The organism is Enterobacter sp. BNK-34, from assembly GCF_048684445.1.
Lineage (GTDB): Bacteria > Pseudomonadota > Gammaproteobacteria > Enterobacterales > Enterobacteriaceae > Enterobacter > Enterobacter pseudoroggenkampii.
Genome location: NZ_JBLQUA010000001.1, coordinates 4,438,239 through 4,456,971 on the forward strand (window position 1 = coordinate 4,438,239; position 18,733 = coordinate 4,456,971).

Consider the following 18,733-nt stretch of genomic DNA (forward strand, 5'->3'; position numbering starts at 1 on the left):
CCGCTGGGCAAATCACACTTTCGGGTGATGCACCCGGTGGGTCAGACCACGCAGGAAATTACGCAGAAACTGATCGCCGCACTCGCGGTAGTTTTTATGATCCGGCGCGCGCATCATGGCGGTGACTTCCGGCACGGATACGCGGAATTTTTGCTCGGTCATGATCGCCACGATATCGTCCGTTTTCAGCGAGAACGCGATGCGCAGCTTTTTCAGCACCGTGTTGTTGTTCACGCGACGCTCCAGCGCCAGCTCTGGCGCGGCCGGATCTTTGCCACGCTTATCGTAAATCAGGCCGTTCAGGAAACCCGACAGAATGATATCAGGGCAGCGGACAAATCCCTCTTCGTCTTCTTTAGTCATCCACGTGTCAAAACTCGCAGACGTGGATTCCATGTCGGACAGCGCAAGAATGCGCACCATGTCGTTATTGTTCGCTTTCAGGGTGTAGCGCAGGCTACGAAGAATATCGTTACTTAGCATAGAGCCTTCGAATGTCGATGATGCAATGGCGCGCAGTGTACCAGCTTTACAGCCCAATCGCCTCTTTCAAACTCTTCAGGTAGCGACGGCTGACGGGTACCGTTTGTCCGGCACGCAGCACCAGCTCGGCCTGGCCGTTATCTTCCAGGCGGATCTCCTTCAGGTGCGCCATGTTCACCAGATACTGGCGATGGCAGCGGATAAGCGGCGTGCGGCTCTCCAGCGTGCGCAGGGTCAGCTCGGTAAACCCTTCGTTCCCTTCCGCGTTGGTGACAAACACCCCGCTCAGACGGCTGCTGACAAAGGCCACATCATCCATCTGCAGAAGATAAATCCGGCTGTGCCCGGTGCAGGGGATGAACTTCAGCGGCTGCTGGTTTTCCGGCAGCAGCGTGACGTCCTGTACGGTGCGCTCCTGACGTAAACGGGTGAGCGTTTTTTCCAGCCGCTTCTCTTCAATCGGCTTGAGTAAGTAGTCAAACGCATGCTCCTCAAAGGCCTTAACGGCATATTCATCAAACGCCGTCAGAAATACGATGTAGGGGCGATGTTCCGGGTCGAGCATGCCGACCATCTCCAGCCCGCTGATGCGGGGCATCTGAATATCGAGGAACAGCACGTCCGGGCGCAGTTTGTGCACCGCGCCGATGGCCTCAATGGCGTTCGCGCACTCCCCCACAATCTCAATATCCGGCTGCTCCTGCAGCAGAACGCGCAGGTTTTCCCGTGCCAGCGGCTCGTCATCCACAATCAGCACTCTTAACATGCGTTTTCCTCCAGCGGCAGTCGTACGGTAATACGGGTAAATCGGTCGGGCTCGCAGGCGACGGTAATGCCACAGTCATCGCCAAAATGGGCGCGCAGGCGTTTATCCACCAGGCTCATCCCTAAACCGCCGGAGGCGGAAGGCTGATAAAGCCCGGCATTATCTTCAATATCCAGCACCAGGTGATGGTTGAAACGGCTGGCGGCAATGGTTATCTCCCCCGTTCCCAGCAGCTGCGACGTGCCGTGCTTAATGGCGTTTTCCACAATCGGCTGCAGGGTAAAGGCCGGGAGATGCTGATACGCCAGCTCATCAGGAACAGAGAGCGACACCTGAAGACGCGACTGGAAACGCGCCTGTTCAATCTGCAGATAGGCATTCACGTGCTCAATCTCATCGGCGAGGGTCACGATCTCAGACGGCCGTTTCAGGTTCTTGCGGAAAAAGGTCGACAGAAACTGCACCAGCTGCGCGGCCTGATCGCTGTCGCGGCGGATCACCGCTTTGAGCGTGTTGAGGGCGTTGAACAGGAAATGCGGATTGACCTGGGCATGCAGCAGCTTAATTTCGGACTGCGTCAGCAGCGCTTTCTGCCGTTCATACTGCCCGGCCAGAATTTGCGCGGACAGCAGCTGGGCGATCCCCTCCCCCAGCGTGCGGTTGATCGAGCTGAACAGACGGTTTTTCGCCTCATACAGCTTGATGGTGCCCATCACCCGCTGATTCTCGCCGCGCAGCGGAATCACCAGCGTGGAGCCCAGCTTGCACTGCGGATGCAGCGAACAGCGATAAGGCACCTCGTTACCGTCGGCGTACACCACCTCACCGGTTTCAATGGCGCGCAGCGTGTAGGCTGAGGAGATGGGTTTCCCCGGCAGATGGTGATCGTCCCCGGTGCCGGTAAAGGCCAGCAGCCGCTCGCGGTCGGTGATAGCCACCGCGCCGATATCCAGCTCCTTGTAGAGCACCTGCGCGACCTTCATGCTGTTCTCTTCGTTGAACCCCTGGCGCAGGATCCCTTCGGTCGAGGCGGCGACCTTCAGCGCCGTCGCGGAAAAGGCCGAGGTGTACTTCTCAAACATGGCGCGCTTGTCGAGCAGAATGCGCATAAACAGCGCCGCACCCACGGTGTTGGTTACCATCATCGGGGCGGCAATACTGCCGACCAGGTGCAGCGCATCCTCAAACGGACGGGCAATGAGCAGAATGATCGCCATCTGCGCCATTTCGGCTACAAAGGTAATGGCACCGGCGGTGAGCGGGCTAAAGACTTTATCCGGGCGGCCGCGTTTGATCATGTAGCTGTGCACGAGCCCGCCGAGCAGACCTTCCACGATCGTGGAGATCATGCAGCTGAGCGCCGTCATCCCGCCCATGGAATAGCGATGCAGCCCCCCGGTTAAACCGACAAGGCCACCGACGACGGGACCGCCCAGCAGCCCGCCCATCACCGCGCCGATAGCGCGCGTATTGGCAATAGAGTCTTCGATATGGAGACCAAAATAAGTCCCCATGATGCAGAAAATAGAGAAGGTGACGTAGCAGAGCAGCTTATGCGGCAGACGTACGGTGACCTGCATCAGCGGGATAAACAGGCGCGTTTTGCTCATCAGCCAGGCAATGACAAGAAACACGCACATCTGCTGAAGCAACAGCAGCACCAGATTAAACTCGTACATACTCAAAACCGCACACGCTAAAAACGCGTAACATACACTGATGCGGGTTTACTTTCTTTGAAGCATTCCAAAAAAGCGCAAAATCGTGTCCGTTATCACACCTTTTTCTGAATATCGCGCATGCTTCGCATTGTTTGTTCAAAAATCAATCAATCTTTCCTGGTTCGCCAAAGTGAGTCTACAGTTAAGCTGGGGACGCGTAAGCCAGGGGGCGAATATGGCGCTTTACACAATAGGTGAAGTGGCACTCCTTTGTGATATCAATCCCGTTACCCTACGGGCGTGGCAGCGACGGTATGGATTACTCAAACCGCAGAGGACCGACGGTGGGCATCGCCTTTTCAATGAAGCCGATATCGACCGCATTCGCGAAATTAAAAGCTGGATCGACAACGGGGTGCAGGTCGGCAAGGTGAAGTCCCTGCTGAGCCACGACGACCCGGACACGCAGCACCTCTGGCGCGAACAGCAGGAAACCCTGCTGCGACTCCTGCAGGCGGGCAACCTTCAGCGCCTGCGCGCATGGATAAAAGAGCAAGGCCGCGATTATCCGGCACAGACGCTGATCAACCATCTTTTCATTCCGCTCCGTCGACGCCTGCAGTGTCAGCAGTCCACCCTGCAGGCGCTGCTCAGCATGCTCGACGGGGTGCTGATCAACTACATCGCCGTCTGCCTTGCCTCGGCAAAGAACAAAGCCGGAAAAGATGCGTTGGTGGTCGGCTGGAACGTGCACGATACCACCCGCCTGTGGCTGGAAGCGTGGATTGCCACCCAGAAGGGCTGGCGCGTGGATGTCCTGGCGCATTCGCTGGCGCAGCTTAAGCCTGAGTTTTTTGAGGGCCAGACCCTGCTGGTCTGGTGTGGTGAAGTACCGTCCGCCACGCAGCAACAGCTGCTGACGGAATGGCGTGAGAATGGTTACCCGGTTTATTCCCTTGGCCCGGATGAGCCATAACGGCATTTTATGGTTCATTAACAGCTGCGCTTCACCGTATAATTGTTCCGTTAACAACAGGAGCACATGATGAAGGCAACCAAACTGGCCATTATTACCCTTTTTGTCCTGATGGCCGTAAGCGGTATCGGCGGCGTGATGCTGGCAGGATACTCGTTTATTGTTCGCGGCGGTGTCGGCTGAGGTATAGCGCGAGCCGCTCAAAAAGGCGATCGACGACGATTGCCGCCAGCGCGACCAGCACCGCTCCCTGCACTATATAAGCCGTATTAAACCCGCTCAGGCCGATAATAATCGGCGTTCCCAGCGTATTGGCACCAACCGTAGACGCAATGGTCGCCGTCCCGATGTTAATGATGACCGACGTGCGGATCCCGGCAATGATAACCGGTGCCGCAAGCGGCAGTTCAACCTTGCGCAGCCGCTGGCCGCGACTCATCCCCATCCCTTCAGCCACGCTCAGCACCGACGCCGGTACCGCCGCGAGGCCCGCCAGCGTGCCCTGCAGAACCGGCAGTACGCCGTATAAAATCAGCGCAATAATGGCAGGCTGCTGGCCAAAGCCCATCACCGGAACCGCTATCGCAAGCACCGCCACCGGCGGAAACGTCTGTCCAATGGCCGCTATCGTCTCTACCAGCGGACGAAACTCACGGCCCGCAGGCCGCGTGACCGCGATGCCTGCCCCTACCCCCAGCACAACCGCGATGGCGCTTGAGAGCGCCACCAGCCAGAGATGCGCCAGGGCGAGATTAATAAAGCTCTCCTGCTGATAGACCGGCCGCGGCAGCCCGGGAAAAAGGGCGTTAAACAGCGCCGCGCTGTGAGGCATCAGAAACAGCAAGGCGACAAAGAGCGCTACCAGCCAGAGGAGCGGATCACGCAGTGCCTTCACGCGTCACCTCCCCGGCCAGCAGATCGCGAAAATGTAAGGTTCCGCACGGCGTCCCGCGAGCGTCCGAGACGGGCAATACCTCGCACTGGCGCGCGACAAACGCGGACAGGGCATCCCGCAGGCTCATCTGCGCCTGCAGCGGTTCGCCGCTTAGCGATGTCTCCTCCCGACGCATATAGTCGCTGACCGTCCGCAGGGAGAGCAGCCTCACGCCCAGCTCGCTGCGGCCAAAAAACTCGCGCACAAAGTCGTTCTTCGGCCAGGTTAACAGCTCAAGCGGCGAGCCCTGCTGCACCACTTCGCCATGATCCATCAGCACCAGATGGTCGGCCAGGCGCAGGGCTTCATCAATATCGTGCGTCACGAGTACGATCGTGCGTCCGAGAATGCGGTGAATACGGGTCATCTCCGCCTGCAGCGCCCCGCGCGTGACCGGATCCAGCGCGCCAAAGGGTTCATCCATCAGCAGCACCTGCGGGTTGGCCGCCAGCGCGCGCGCCACGCCCACGCGCTGCTGCTGGCCTCCGGAAAGCTGGTGCGGATAGCGGTCGCGCAGCGCGGGCTCGAGCCCCAGCAAAGACATCAGCTCATCCACCCGATCGGCAATTTTTGCCCGCGACCATTTTTCCAGCTGCAGCACGGTGGCGATGTTCTGCGCCACCGTCCAGTGTGGAAACAGGCCGATAGACTGAATGGCATAGCCCATCCGACGGCGCAGCTCCAGCACCGGCAGGCTGCGGATCTCTTCTCCGGCAAAGCGGATCAGCCCGCTGTCGTGCTCAACCAGACGGTTGATCATCTTCAGGGTGGTGGATTTTCCCGAGCCTGAGGTGCCAATCAGCACGGAAAACGCCCCCTCGGCAAAGTTCAGGTTCAGGTGGCTCGCCGCCGGGCGACCGGCAAACGTTTTACTGACATCGTGAAATTCAATCATTGGCTCTTCTCCTGAGCAGCGCGAGCCATAAGGCAAACAGCGCGTCGACGACAACCGCCAGCGCAATCGTCGGAACCACGCCCAATAACACCAGATCGAGCGCACTGCTTAGCAGCCCCTGGAACACCAGGGCGCCAAAGCCGCCCGCACCAATCAGCGCCGCAATCACCGCCATGCCGACGGTCTGTACCGTTACCACCCGCAGGCTGCGCAGCAGCAGGGGCAGCGCCAGCGGGAGCTGAATTTTCCAGAAACACTGCCGCGCGCTCATGCCCATCGCATGGGCGCTTTCCAGCACGTCAGGTGCGACCTGGCCCAGGCCCGCGACCACGCCGCGCACCAGCGGCAGCAGGGCGTACAGCACCAGAGCGATAAGGGCGGGCGTTAACCCCGTTCCGGCTATGCCGAGCGTCCCCAGCACCGGAAATGACTTCACCAGCCCGGCCAGCGGCGCAATCAGCAGGCCAAACAGCGCAACGGAAGGAATGGTTTGGATCACGTTGAGCACGGCAAAGACACCGCCCTGACGTGAAGGATGGCGATAGCACCACATGCCCAGGGGGATCCCGAGCAGCAGCGCCGGAAAGAGCGTGCCGAAGAGGATCGTCAGGTGTTGCGCCAGGGCATCGTCAAACACCTCCTGGCGGTTGGCGTACTCTTTTAACAGCGAGAGATTGTTCAGTTCCCCGCTGAACAGCAGGAACAAGGGAATGCACCATATCTGCGCGTTGAGCACCCAGCGCCAGACGGCGCTGGAGATGAGTCGACGAATGGCATCGCTGCTGACCAGCAGACAGAGCGCCAGCCACAGCCAGAGGCCGCTACCCACCGTGGTTCTCGCCAGCGGACTTTCTGCCGACGCCATGTGCGTCGCCGCCAGCCCGCCACTCCAGAACAGAATGATAAACAGCCCTTCAGCGAGGAGCAGCGTCAGCCACTGCGCCGTGCGCCCTTGCCAGAACGATAGCGCAACCCACGCGGCCAGCGCCGCCGCCAGCCACCCCGGCGTGAAAGACCAGACCTGCCAGAGCGCTTTGCCCTCCCCCGACATCAGACGGTTTGGGGCTACGTTGACAAACGGCAGCGCGACCGCCGCGATGGCCACGCAGGCCAGCAGCAGCAGGACGCGGTTATGACATTTTATTGGCACAGCCCTTTCCCGTTACTTCACAAGCCCTTGTTGTTTCAGGAAGTCGGCGGCCACTTTTTTGGCATCCAGCCCCTCGACGGCAATGCTGGCATTCAGCTGTTGCAGCGTTTTTTCATCCAGTTTTTCGAAGACCGGTTTGAGCCAGTCGGCAATCTCCGGATAGGCTTTCAGCACCGCCTCACGCACGACCGGGGTCGGGGCGTAAATCGGCTGTACGCCTTTAGGATCGGTCAGGGTTTGCAGGCCGAGCGCCGCCACCGGACCGTCGGTACCGTAGGCCATGGCCGCGTTAACGCCAGAGGTTTGCTGCGCCGCCGCTTTGATGGTCACCGCAGTATCCCCGCCCGCCAGAGAGAGCAGCTGCGCCTGGTCGAGCTTGAAGTCGTAGGCTTTTTCAAACGCGGGCAGCGCGTCGGGACGCTCGATAAACTCCGCAGAGGCCGCGAGCTTGAAATCGCCCTTCTCTTTCAGGTAGCGGCTGAGATCCGCAAGCGAGGTTAACTTGCCTTTCTCCGCCACGTCCTTGCGCACGGCGATAGTCCAGGTGTTATTGGCGGGAGCCGGGGTCAGCCAGACCAGTTTGTTCTGTTCCGCGTCGAGTTTTTTGACTTTCTCATACCCGGCGTTAGCGTTTTTCCATGCCGGATCGTTTTCTTGTTTGAAGAAGAACGCGCCGTTGCCGGTGTATTCCGGGTAGATATCCAGCTCGCCGGAGGTGATCGCACCGCGCACGACGGGCGTAGTGCCGAGCTGAACTTTATTGACGGTTTTCACGCCGTGGCTGTCCAGCACCTGCAAAATAATATTGCCGAGCAGCGCCCCTTCGGTATCGATCTTTGAGCCCACCTTTACCGGCTCCGCCGCCTGTAGCGGCAGACTTAGCGCCGCCAGCAGCACCACAGATCCCAACATCCCCTTTGCAATCGTCATTCTACTATCCTCATTTATTTTGCTGCCTTTTTCAGAGGCTTGAGAGAAAAGCGTAGCTTAAAACGGCAGAATTAACCGTCAAAATGCCTTTTTAGCATAAGGTAAGACGCCTCCCCCGCAGGACGGGGGGAGGCAAAGGAGGGACAGGTTACAGCAGTTCGAACTCGCCTTTATTCACGCGGGCGGAGTCCACGCCGATAAAGACGTTAAACTTGCCCGGTTCCGCGTCATATTTCATCTGCTGGTTCCAGAACTTCAGCGCATCCACGTCGATCGGGAAGCTGATAGTTTGGGTTTCGCCAGGCTTCAGGTTGACCTTCTCAAAGCCGCGCAGCTGCTTCACGGGACGGCTCATCGACGCGGTGACATCCTGAACGTACATCTGAATCACCGTTGCCCCTTCGCGCTTGCCGGTGTTGGTCACCTCAACGCTAGCGGTGACTTTGCCGTCACGCTTCATCGTAGGCGCTGACATTTTCACGTCAGAGACCTTGAAGGTGGTGTAGCTCAGGCCGTAACCAAACGGATACAGCGGGCCGTTAGCTTCGTCGAAGTAACGAGACGTGTACTTGTTCGGCTTGTCGGCGTTGTACGGGCGACCGGTGTTCAGGTGGCTGTAGTAGACCGGGATTTGCCCGACGGAGCGCGGGAAGGACATCGGCAACTTGCCCGACGGGTTGTAATCGCCAAACAGAACGTCGGCGATGGCGTTACCGCCTTCGGTACCGGCGAACCAGGTTTCCAGAATGGCGTCAGCCTGCTGGTCTTCTTTCACCAGCGCCAGCGGACGACCGTTCATCAGCACCAGCACCAGCGGCTTGCCGGTGGCTTTCAGGGCGGCGATCAGATCGCGCTGGCTCTGCGGAATGGTGATATCGGTCCGGCTGGAGGCTTCGTGCGCCATACCCTGCGCTTCCCCCACGACCGCGACAACGACGTCAGACTGCTTCGCGGCGTTCACCGCCTCGTCAATCATCTCCTTCGGCGTGCGCGGATCGACCTTGACCGCTTCCTCGTACTGGTTGAGGAAAGTGACGATGTCTTTATCGTTGGTGACGTTCGCCCCTTTGGCGTAGACCACTTTGGCGTTATCACCGACGGCACTCTTGATACCGGTCAGCACGGTCACCGACTGGTCAGCCACGCCTGCGGCAGACCAACTGCCCATCACGTCGCGCTTGCTGTCGGCCAGCGGGCCCACCACGGCAATGGTGCCAGATTTTTTCAGCGGCAGCGTGTCGAGGCGGTTTTTCAGCAGCACCAGGCTTTCGCGCGCCACGTCACGCGCTTCTTTGCGGTGCAGACGGCTTTCGGCGTTGGTATCTGCCGGGTCAGACTCTTTCGGGCCCAGGTGGCTGTACGGATCGTTAAACAGCCCCATGTCGTATTTCACGTTCAGCACGTGGCGCGCGGCATCGTCCAGCTCCGCCATCGTTACCTTGCCGCTCTTCACCAGCCCCGGCAGGTATTTGCTGTAATACTCATCGCTCATGCTCATGTTGATGCCGGACTTGAGCGCCACGCGCACCGCGTCTTCCGGATCGGAGGCGGTACCGTGCTTGATCAGCTCTTTAATCGCGCCGTGGTCAGAAACGGTGATGCCTTTAAAGCCCCACTGGTCGCGCAGAACGTCTTTCAGCAGCCAGGAATCGGACGTCGCCGGCGTGCCGTTCAGGGAGTTCAGCGCCACCATCACCGCGCCGCTGCCCGCATCCAGCCCTGCCTTGTACGGCGGCATATAGTCGTTAAACAGGCGCTGCGGGCTCATGTCGACGGTGTTGTACTCTTTACCGCCTTCCACTGCGCCATAGGCTGCGAAGTGTTTGACGCTGGTCATCACCGAGTAGCGGTCCGCCGGGCTTTTGCCCTGCATCGCTTCCACCATGGTTTTGCCCATCGTGGAGGTTAAATACGTATCTTCACCAAAGCCTTCCGAGCCGCGGCCCCAGCGCGGATCGCGCGAGACGTCCACCATAGGTGCCCAGGTCATGTTCAGGCCGTCGTCCGCCGCTTCATAAGCCGACACGCGCCCGACGGTTTTCACCGCGTCGAGGTTAAAGGAAGACGCTAAGCCGAGGCTAATCGGGAAGACGGTACGCTGGCCGTGCACCACGTCATAGGCAAAGAACAGCGGAATTTTCAGGCGGCTGAGATCCATCACCTGGTCCTGCATCTTGCGGATATCCTGGCGGGTGACGGTATTAAAGATGGCCCCTACCTGACCGTCTTTGATCATCGCCCGGATGGCCTCTTTCGGGTTATCCGGGCCGACGCTGATAAGGCGCAGCTGGCCGATTTTCTCATCGACCGTCATTTTCTTGAGCAATTCCGTGACAAACGCATCCCGTGCTTCAGGCGTGAGCGGGTGATTGCCAAACAAATCCTCTGCCAGCGCAGGTTGCAGCGCCAGGCTGACGGCGACACCTACAGAACATAGCCATTTCATGTCGTTTTACTCTCTCATCAATAACCGCCGGACGATCTCGGCCATACCGTGCGAAAAGCGCAGTGTGCCACAAACCCTCAGAACGTTGCAGGGTTATTCTCTGATTTTTCTCGTGAATACTCGACCGCTTAACAGTTAATCGCGCTATGCTTTACAGCGAGAAATTTGCCCCACCACAAGGAGTGGAAGATGTCTTCTGTTCGAACAAACGATAACACGGCTTTTATTAACGAACTGTCGCGCCTGGTTGGCTCCTCTCACCTGCTTACCGACCCGGCCAAAACCGCCCGCTACCGTAAGGGTTTCCGCTCCGGCCAGGGCGAGGCGCTGGCGGTTGTCTTCCCCGGCACGCTGCTGGAGCTGTGGCGCGTGCTGAGCGCCTGCGTCGCCGCCGACAAGATCATTTTAATGCAGGCCGCCAATACCGGCCTGACCGAAGGCTCCACGCCGAACGGCAACGATTACGATCGCGACATCGTGATTATCAGCACCCTGCGCCTCGACAAGCTGCACCTGCTGGACAAAGGCGAGCAGGTGCTCGCGTTCCCCGGCACCACGCTCTATTCCCTGGAAAAAGCGCTTAAGCCGCTGGGTCGTGAGCCGCACTCGGTGATTGGCTCCTCCTGTATTGGCGCCTCGGTGGTCGGTGGGATCTGCAACAACTCCGGCGGCTCGCTGGTGCAGCGCGGCCCGGCCTATACCGAGATGTCGCTGTTTGCCCGTATTGACGAAAACGGCAAGCTGACGCTGGTCAACCATCTGGGGATCGATCTCGGCGTGACGCCGGAACAGATCCTCAGCAAGCTCGACGACGATCGCGTGAAGGACGAAGACGTGCAGCACGACGGCCGCCACGCGCACGATCACGACTACGTGACCCGCGTGCGGGATATCGACGCCGATACACCGGCGCGCTACAACGCCGACCCGGACCGCCTGTTTGAATCCTCCGGCTGCGCCGGGAAGCTTGCCGTTTTTGCCGTGCGCCTGGATACCTTCCCGGCAGAAAAAAAGCAGCAGGTATTTTACATTGGTACCAATCAGCCTGAGGTTCTGACCGAGATCCGCCGTCATATTCTGGGTGAATTCACCCACCTGCCGGTGGCGGGCGAGTACATGCACCGGGACATTTACGACATCGCCGAGCGTTACGGCAAAGACACGTTCCTGATGATCGACAAGCTGGGCACCGACAAAATGCCGTTCTTCTTCACCATGAAGGGCCGCACCGACGCGATGCTGGAGAAAGTGTCGCTGTTCAAACCCCACTTCACCGACCGCTTTATGCAGAAGCTGGGCAACGTTTTCCCGGCGCATTTACCGGAGCGAATGAAAACCTGGCGCGACAGGTACGAACACCACCTGCTGCTGAAAATGGCCGGAGACGGGATCGCCGAAGCGCAGTCCTGGCTGACTGAATTTTTCAAAACCGCTGAGGGTGATTTCTTTGCATGCACGCCGGAAGAAGGCAGCAAAGCCTTCCTGCACCGCTTCGCTGCTGCGGGTGCCGCCATCCGTTACCAGGCGGTGCATTCCGAAGAGGTGGAAGATATTCTGGCGCTGGATATCGCTCTGCGGCGTAACGATACCGAGTGGTTTGAACACCTGCCGCCGGAAATCGACAGCAAGCTGGTGCATAAGCTCTATTACGGCCACTTTATGTGTTATGTCTTCCATCAGGATTACATCGTCAAAAAAGGGGTCGATGCACACGAACTGAAGGAGCAGATGCTCGCCCTTCTGCGTGAACGTGGCGCACAATATCCTGCGGAACATAACGTCGGACATCTTTATAAAGCCCCCGACGCACTTAAGCAGTTTTATCGCGAGAATGACCCTACAAACAGCATGAATCCCGGCATCGGTAAAACAACGCGGAAGAAATACTGGAAAGAAAGCGCGGACGCGGAGCAGCGCATAACGCAAGCGTCTGATTAATTCCTACAGCCAAATTTGAGAGATTGTTAAGCGCTCCTTAATCGTAATAGAGTAACTGTCTGACGCCGGAGAAACGTTTCTCCGGCTTTCTATAACGAGGAGCAGGCTCATCATGTCGGCTATTGATGTTTTATCCGAGACCGAACTGGAAGTGCGCGATGCCCTTCCCGATGATGTGCATGCCATCGCCGCGATCTATGCCTGGCATGTGCTTCACGGGCGCGCGTCATTTGAAGAAGTCCCCCCCACTATCGACGAAATGCGTCATCGAATGAAAAGCGTGGCTGAGAATGGTTTACCGTGGCTTATCGCGCTGTATCGCGGCATCGTGGTGGGCTACTGCTACGCCACGCCTTACCGTCCGCGACACGCCTACCGCTATACCCTGGAAGAGTCGATTTACGTGGATGCCAGCATCACCGGGCGCGGTTTTGGCACGGCGTTAATGTCTGCGCTAATTGAACGCTGCGAACAAGGTCCGTGGCGGCAGATGATTGCCGTGGTGGGAGATGGCAATAATAATGCCGGTTCGTTACGCCTGCATAAAAAGCACGGCTTCGTGATTGTCGGTCAGCTGCGCAGCGTAGGCTATAAGAAAGGCGACTGGCGGGATACGGTGATTATGCAGCGCCCGCTCAACGATGGTGACTGGACGCTGCCGGAATAAAAGCAAAACGGTAACCTGGGTTACCGTTTTTAGTGTTTTCTCCCTCTCCCTGTGGGAGAGGGTCGGGGCGAGGGCATCAGCGCGCAGAGGCGCATCAGTCGTTCTGCGCCGTCGCCATCTGCTCCGCTTTCTGCTTTTTATACGTCAATGCGGCGGCCGGAACGGGCTGCACTTTTCCTGTTTCAATCCAGGTACGCAGGCGGCTCGCATCCGCAAAGTGCGTGTATTTGCCGAAGGCATCCATCACCACCAGCGCCACCGGCTTACCGTTAAACACCGTGCGCATCACCAGACAGTGCCCTGCCGCATTGGTAAAACCGGTTTTTGTTAACTGAATATTCCAGTTATCACGGTAAACCAGATGGTTAGTATTGCGGAACGGCAGCGTATAGGCCGGGTTCGCAAAGGTCGCCATCTCTTCACGGGTGGTACTGAGCTGACCAATCAGCGGGTACTGTTTGCTGGCAATCAGCAGTTTCGTCAGATCGCGGGCCGTGGAGACGTTGCTGATCGACAGACCCGTCGGTTCAACATAATGCGTATTGTTCATCCCCAGCGATTTGGCTTTGGCGTTCATTGCGCGGATAAACGCGTCGTAGCCGCCCGGATAATGGTGCGCCAGGCTCGCCGCCGCGCGGTTTTCAGACGACATCAGCGCCAGCAGCAGCATATTTTTACGGCTGATTTCACTGTTCAGCCGCACGCGGGAGTAGATCCCTTTCATCTCCGGCGTGTGGCTGATATCCACTTTCAGCTTTTCGTCCAGCGGCAGATGGGCATCAAGCACCACCATCGCGGTCATTAATTTGGTAATCGAGGCGATCGGGCGCACCAGGTCCGGATGGCTGGCGTAGATCACCTTATTGGTGTTGAGATCGACAATCATCGCGCTGCCTGAAGCAATTTGCGGTTGGGCAGCGGCAGCGGTCACCGCGGGCGTTTTGGCGACGGCCGGCACGGCAGCGGACGCACCCAGCAACAGCGCCAGGCTAAGTAAAGAGACTCGGAATTTCAGCATGGTGAGACTTCTGATAATTATTCACGCACGTCATGACGTACACCGCCTGTATCAACGGATAAACACAGGCTGGCTTCGGCATCATAGCCGTCAGCGGGCGTTGTCGCCAGAGGATAATCGTGAACAGATGCTGCATTGCTGGCATTTACGCCAGCAATGCAGTGAACTCAGAAGAGACGGTATCCATAACCCCAAAGGATCACCGTCAGCGCCAGTAGCGCCTCCAGCACCAGCACCCCGATAGCGAGTGTTGAACTGGAAAAACTCAGGCCTTCTTCTTTATTGATATTCAGGAAGGTTGGAACCCCCAGATACAGCAGATACCCGGTGTAAAAGAGGGCAATGGTACCGATCAGCGCGCACAGCCAGACCAGTGGATAGAGCGCAACAATACCGCTTAAGAACAGCGGGGTCGCGACATATCCGGCAAAGACCATACAGTGCGCCAGCGATGGACGTTGCGGGTAGTTACGCGCCATCCAGTGAATGACTCGCCCCATGACCGCCACACCCGCCAGCATCAGACCATAAAAGACGATGGCCAGATAGAGTCCGGTAAACCAGGAAAGCTGAACCACGGTGCCATCACCGAAGTTCCAGCCGATTTGTGTCGTTCCGATAAAAGCGCATATTACCGGCACCGCAGCCATCAGCAGCACGTGGTGCGTGTAATGATGCGAGACCGTTTCGTTCTCACTTTTAATGACATGCATTTCACGATCGGGATGGGAGAAAAGTCCCCAGACATGGTTCATAGCGCCCCCTTGTTGTCGGCCCGTCAGCGATACCTTAAGTATAATGCAGGCTTTAGATTATTTTATGTACAGTGGGAAATTTCCGTTGATTTCCCCGCTGTTGATTCATGGGGTATATGATTAAACGAGGTACGCAGAGGGAGATAACAGTTACGTAATGGATATTAACGCACTCATTGAACAATATGGCTATGCCGCGCTGGTCATCGGTAGCGTGGCAGAAGGCGAAACCATCACCCTGTTAGGCGGCGTCGCCGCGCATCAGGGATTGCTGAAATTCCCGCTGGTCGTCGCCGCGGTTGCGCTGGGGGGGATGATTGGCGATCAGCTGCTCTACTTTCTCGGGCTGCGCTTCGGGCCAACGCTGCTTAAGCGTTTCACAAAGCATCAGAAGAAAATTCGCCGCGCTCAGCGGCTCATTCAACGCCACCCCTATCTGTTCGTCATTGGCACGCGCTTTATGTATGGCTTTCGCATTATCGGGCCGATACTCATTGGTGCCAGCCATCTGCCACCAAAAATTTTCCTGCCGCTCAATATTGTGGGTGCGATTGCCTGGGCGCTGATCTTTACGACGCTCGGTTATGTGGGGGGCGAAGTGATTGCGCCCTGGCTGCATAATCTCGACCAGCACCTCAAGCACTGGGCGTGGCTGATTCTGGTGGTCGTGGCGGTGATTGGGGTTCGACTGTGGCTGAAGCAACGGGAAAAGAGGCGGGATGAGGAGTGAGTGCGGCCTGATGCCCTCACCCTAACCCTCTCCCACAGGGAGAGGGAACTAAAAACACCCTCTCTCACAGGGAGAGGGGAACCTACCCCTCCGGCTTAAACTGCGGGTTCGCCAGCATAAAGCCCCCGTCGACGATAAACGATTGCCCCGTCGTGTAGCTGGCGTCGCTGTCGCACAGCCACGCGACCAGGCTGGCAATCTCTTTGGTATGGCCCGGCCTTGCCAGCGGGATTTCCGGCATTGAACCGTCCTTCACTTCGCTGTCGTCCATGTCATTCATCGGCGTGGCAATGGCACCCGGCGCGACGGCGTTCACCAGAATATTGTGCTTAACCAGCTCCATCGCCATGGATTTGGTTAACCCGCCGAGCGCGTGTTTCGCCGCAGTATAGGCGCTGGCCTCCGGAAGCGGCGTGTGCTCATGCACCGAAGTGATGTTTACAATCCGTCCCCCTTTCCCCTGCTTCACCATCTGCCTTGCGGCAATTTGTGAACAGAGAAACGCGCCGTCCACGTCGACGGTGAAAATGTTCCGCCAGTCGTCAAACGGCATCTCGAGGAACGGCGCTTTGGTCATCGCCCCTGCATTATTGACCAGCACGTCCAGCCGACCAAAACGCGCAATCAGCGTTTCAATAGCCTCAGCGCCTTCCGGCAGCGTGCTTAAATCAAGATGGATAGCCTCCGCGCGCTGCCCCTGCGCTTCGACTTCGCGGCAGGTTTCCAGCGCCCCTTTCTCATCCGAGTGCCAGGTGACGCCAATATCAAACCCGCGCTCAGCCAGCATCAGGGCCGTGGTTTTCCCAATCCCGGAATCCGATGCGGTAACAATCGCTACTCTGGTCATACTCACCTCCTGAAAAACTGCAAAGAGGTAAGTATAGATAATGGCCTTTTTTAGCCATGATGATAGCCACCGCCCAGCGCCGAGGTCAGCTGCAGGGTAGCGTCGACATATTGCCCCTTCAGCAGCACGCCTTCGAGGTGCTCTTTGAGGGCCGGTATTCTGGCTTCACTGACACGGGAGCCCGCAATTATCCCCGCGCTGAAACGCGCCTGTGCCAGCGCCACAACCCGTGCCGCATCTTTTTCAACATGCTGCTGATGGCTGTTCTTCGCCATTAGCGTTTCGACTTCGCTGGCGGTGCGTGCCACCTGATTGACGGCCTCCACCACCGCTTTGTTGTAGTTGGCTACCGAAAGGTTGTTCTGCGCCTGGGCGATATCCAGGCTGGCGTTCAGCCTGCCGCTGTCAAAAATCGGCAGCGTCAGCCCGGCGGTGACGCCCATCTGCTGCGCGGATGAACGGAACAGATCGCTCAGGTGGAGGGCATCCTGCTGTAAGAACGCCATCAGGTTCACGTCAGGATAGAACGCCGCTCTGGCGGCCTCTACCTCGCTCATGGAGGCTTCGATATACCAGTGCGCCTCCTGAAGATCCGGACGGCGTGCCAGCAGTTCATATCCGAGCGTCGACGGTAACGAGGCTTCCACCGTCGGCAAGGCGTGCCGCGTTAGCTTCACGGAGGAGGAGTTCGTCAGCGCGACCAGACGCGCCTCTATGGCTTTCATCTTCCCGTTGACCTCGGCCAGCTGCTCTTCGGTTTTGCTGGCGTTGATATCCGTTTCGACACCCTCCACGGAGGAGGTGATGCCGTGCTGATACAACTCGCGATCGGCACCGATAATATTGTCCTGCTCATGTTTGATCTGCGCGAGAACCTCCCCCGCGGCGGCCTGAGTTTGCCACTCCCAGTAGAGCCGCGCCACGCTGCTGGCCAGCAGCTGACGGGTCTGCTCCAGCTCCGCTTTTTGCGCATTCACTTTGCCAATCCGGGCTTCGACCTGCGCGCGATTTTTACCCCACAGATCGAGATCCCAGCCTGCGGTCAGGCCAAAGGTGCCGTTGGTGTACCACGGCCCGGTGGTCCCTGCCGCCGGGTCGGTAATGGCAAAGGGCCCCATCAGCCCTTCGGCGGACATTTTCTGGCGTTCAGCATCGGCGGAAAAATCAATTTGCGGACCGTCGGCAGCCATAGCCGCTTTGGCCTGAGCTTCGGCAAGCGTAATCCGCTGACGGGCAATCTGCATATCCGGCGCATCGCTTAATGCTTTTGCAATAAGCCCGTTAAGCTGGGGATCGTTATACGCCTTCCACCACGCATTTTTCGGCCAGTCGGTATAATGCAATGAGGTATTCACAGACTTGGCGGCCGGTTGTGTATTTAGCGGAGAGACGGTGGCATGTTCAGGTGCGCAGGCTGCCAGAATTAATGCAAAGGGGACACTCAGAGATAAAATAAGAGAACGTTTCATTACGCCATATACTCAAAAAATAAAGGCGAAAAATACGCTTGATACTATTTATTTTTTTAGTAATGCGTGGCAATCCGTAAATTGTTATACATTTACATAATCAGAAAATTATTCACCAAATGAATAAATTACTTTGACTGAATAACCCGTGCAATATCAGAGGACGTCTGTAATGTACGAATCTCCTGAAATAACCCCAGCGCTTCATCGTACTCTTTACGTAAATAACTCAGCCACTGCTTAATTCGCGCGACGTGATACAAACCGGTGTCCCCCTGCTTTTCCAGACGACTGTATTTTTGCAGCAGCGTGACGACGTCTGCCCAGGGCATACGCGGTTCGTTATATTTCACCACCCGGCTGAGGTTCGGCACATTCAGTGCGCCGCGGCCAATCATGACCGCATCGCAGCCGGTGGCATGCAGACAGGCCTGCGCGCTCTCGTAGTCCCAGATTTCGCCGTTGGCGATCACCGGAATGGTGAGGCGTTTGCGGATCTCACCGATCGCCTGCCAGTTAATGCGATCGGCTTTGTAGCCATCTTCTTTGGTACGGCCATGCACCACCAGCTCGGTGGCCCCGGCCTGCTGCACCGCATCGGCGATTTCAAACTGCCGCGCGTCGCTGTCCCACCCAAGGCGCACCTTAACCGTCACCGGCAAATGCGAAGGCACGGCCTCGCGCATGGCTTTCGCGCCGCGGTAAATCAGCTCAGGATCTTTCAGCAAGGTCGCCCCGCCGCCGCTGCCGTTGACCAGCTTCGACGGGCAGCCGCAGTTGAGATCCACCCCGTAAGAGCCCAGCTCAACCGCGCGGGCGGCGTTTTCCGCCAGCCATTCCGGATACTGGCCGAGCAGCTGAATACGCACCAGCGTGCCGGAAGAGGTTCGGCTCTGGTTGTGCAGCTCGGGACACAGTCGGAAGAAGGATTTTACCGGCAACAGCATATCGACCACGCGCAGAAACTCCGTCACGCAGAGATCGTAATCGTTCACCTCGGTCAGAAGCTCGCGCACGAGGGAGTCGAGCACGCCTTCCATTGGGGCCAGTAAAACACGCATAGCAGTA

The 18,733-nt window shown here is 57.9% G+C and carries 18 protein-coding genes; 5 read left to right on the forward strand and 13 right to left on the reverse strand.

Going from position 1 to position 18,733, the window contains the following annotated elements:
• Positions 1-12 precede the first annotated feature (12 nt).
• From ACMGG5_RS21875 to ACMGG5_RS21885, 3 genes are read right to left on the reverse strand one after another with little or no spacing between them, the layout of a single operon-like run.
• Positions 13-483, reverse strand: a complete 471-nt coding sequence (locus ACMGG5_RS21875; protein WP_023617627.1) for a DUF1456 family protein — start codon at positions 481-483, stop codon at positions 13-15.
• Between the two features lie 46 nt (positions 484-529).
• Positions 530-1,249 carry a two-component system response regulator BtsR gene (btsR, locus tag ACMGG5_RS21880; protein ID WP_420278509.1) on the reverse strand — a complete coding sequence of 240 codons (720 nt, stop codon included), beginning with the start codon at positions 1,247-1,249 and terminating at the stop codon, positions 530-532.
• Complete coding sequence (locus ACMGG5_RS21885) at positions 1,243-2,928, reverse strand: sensor histidine kinase (protein WP_048992500.1); 1,686 nt, start codon at positions 2,926-2,928, stop codon at positions 1,243-1,245. Before ACMGG5_RS21885 ends, btsR begins: the two co-directional genes overlap by 7 nt.
• Positions 2,929-3,145: 217 nt before the next feature.
• Here ACMGG5_RS21885 and mlrA point away from each other — a divergent pair, with 217 nt between their 5' ends.
• Both mlrA and ACMGG5_RS21895 read left to right on the forward strand, forming a co-directional pair.
• Positions 3,146-3,886, forward strand: coding sequence for an HTH-type transcriptional regulator MlrA (gene mlrA / locus ACMGG5_RS21890; protein ID WP_024908146.1), 741 nt, complete (start codon positions 3,146-3,148; stop codon positions 3,884-3,886).
• A gap of 69 nt (positions 3,887-3,955) precedes the next feature.
• Complete coding sequence (locus ACMGG5_RS21895) at positions 3,956-4,069, forward strand: protein YohO (RefSeq protein ID WP_008500895.1); 114 nt, start codon at positions 3,956-3,958, stop codon at positions 4,067-4,069.
• Here the strand turns inward: ACMGG5_RS21895 and ACMGG5_RS21900 are convergent.
• The 5 genes from ACMGG5_RS21900 to bglX form a co-directional block, all read right to left on the reverse strand.
• Complete coding sequence (locus ACMGG5_RS21900) at positions 4,044-4,781, reverse strand: ABC transporter permease (protein WP_061714768.1); 738 nt, start codon at positions 4,779-4,781, stop codon at positions 4,044-4,046. The genes ACMGG5_RS21895 and ACMGG5_RS21900 overlap by 26 nt on opposite strands.
• On the reverse strand, positions 4,765-5,715 hold the full coding sequence (locus ACMGG5_RS21905) for an ABC transporter ATP-binding protein (RefSeq protein ID WP_032646538.1): 951 nt from the start codon (positions 5,713-5,715) through the stop codon (positions 4,765-4,767). Before ACMGG5_RS21905 ends, ACMGG5_RS21900 begins: the two co-directional genes overlap by 17 nt.
• Positions 5,708-6,865, reverse strand: coding sequence for an ABC transporter permease (locus tag ACMGG5_RS21910; protein ID WP_208763086.1), 1,158 nt, complete (start codon positions 6,863-6,865; stop codon positions 5,708-5,710). Before ACMGG5_RS21910 ends, ACMGG5_RS21905 begins: the two co-directional genes overlap by 8 nt.
• Before the next feature lie 12 nt (positions 6,866-6,877).
• The gene (gene osmF / locus ACMGG5_RS21915) at positions 6,878-7,795 is read right to left on the reverse strand and encodes an ABC transporter substrate-binding protein (RefSeq protein WP_267216905.1); all 918 of its coding nucleotides are present in this window, start codon (positions 7,793-7,795) and stop codon (positions 6,878-6,880) included.
• Positions 7,796-7,943: 148 nt separating this feature from the next.
• On the reverse strand, positions 7,944-10,241 hold the full coding sequence (bglX, locus tag ACMGG5_RS21920; protein WP_024908151.1) for a beta-glucosidase BglX: 2,298 nt from the start codon (positions 10,239-10,241) through the stop codon (positions 7,944-7,946).
• Positions 10,242-10,430: 189 nt separating this feature from the next.
• On the opposite strand from bglX, the gene dld reads away from it, so the two are divergent.
• Both dld and ACMGG5_RS21930 read left to right on the forward strand, forming a co-directional pair.
• Positions 10,431-12,179 carry a D-lactate dehydrogenase gene (dld, locus tag ACMGG5_RS21925; RefSeq protein WP_024908152.1) on the forward strand — a complete coding sequence of 583 codons (1,749 nt, stop codon included), beginning with the start codon at positions 10,431-10,433 and terminating at the stop codon, positions 12,177-12,179.
• A gap of 112 nt (positions 12,180-12,291) precedes the next feature.
• Positions 12,292-12,846, forward strand: a complete 555-nt coding sequence (locus tag ACMGG5_RS21930) for a GNAT family N-acetyltransferase (protein ID WP_024908153.1) — start codon at positions 12,292-12,294, stop codon at positions 12,844-12,846.
• A gap of 94 nt (positions 12,847-12,940) precedes the next feature.
• Here the strand turns inward: ACMGG5_RS21930 and pbpG are convergent, their stop codons facing one another.
• Positions 12,941-13,864, reverse strand: coding sequence for a D-alanyl-D-alanine endopeptidase (pbpG, locus tag ACMGG5_RS21935; protein WP_024908154.1), 924 nt, complete (start codon positions 13,862-13,864; stop codon positions 12,941-12,943).
• A 167-nt stretch (positions 13,865-14,031) separates the two neighbouring features.
• Positions 14,032-14,619, reverse strand: coding sequence for a Yip1 family protein (locus ACMGG5_RS21940; RefSeq protein ID WP_023312454.1), 588 nt, complete (start codon positions 14,617-14,619; stop codon positions 14,032-14,034).
• 157 nt (positions 14,620-14,776) lie between these two features.
• On the opposite strand from ACMGG5_RS21940, the gene ACMGG5_RS21945 reads away from it, so the two are divergent.
• Complete coding sequence (locus ACMGG5_RS21945; RefSeq protein WP_032646544.1) at positions 14,777-15,349, forward strand: DedA family protein; 573 nt, start codon at positions 14,777-14,779, stop codon at positions 15,347-15,349.
• 82 nt (positions 15,350-15,431) lie between these two features.
• Here the strand turns inward: ACMGG5_RS21945 and ACMGG5_RS21950 are convergent, their stop codons facing one another.
• The 3 genes from ACMGG5_RS21950 to dusC all read right to left on the reverse strand — a co-directional run bounded on the left by ACMGG5_RS21950 (position 15,432) and on the right by dusC (position 18,726).
• Entirely contained in the window at positions 15,432-16,196 is a 765-nt protein-coding gene (locus ACMGG5_RS21950; RefSeq protein ID WP_024908156.1) for an SDR family oxidoreductase, read from the reverse strand.
• A 50-nt stretch (positions 16,197-16,246) separates the two neighbouring features.
• Positions 16,247-17,665 carry a multidrug resistance outer membrane protein MdtQ gene (gene mdtQ, locus ACMGG5_RS21955; protein ID WP_420278510.1) on the reverse strand — a complete coding sequence of 473 codons (1,419 nt, stop codon included), beginning with the start codon at positions 17,663-17,665 and terminating at the stop codon, positions 16,247-16,249.
• A gap of 128 nt (positions 17,666-17,793) precedes the next feature.
• Positions 17,794-18,726, reverse strand: coding sequence for a tRNA dihydrouridine(16) synthase DusC (gene dusC, locus ACMGG5_RS21960; RefSeq protein ID WP_090419533.1), 933 nt, complete (start codon positions 18,724-18,726; stop codon positions 17,794-17,796).
• Positions 18,727-18,733: the final 7 nt, after the last annotated feature.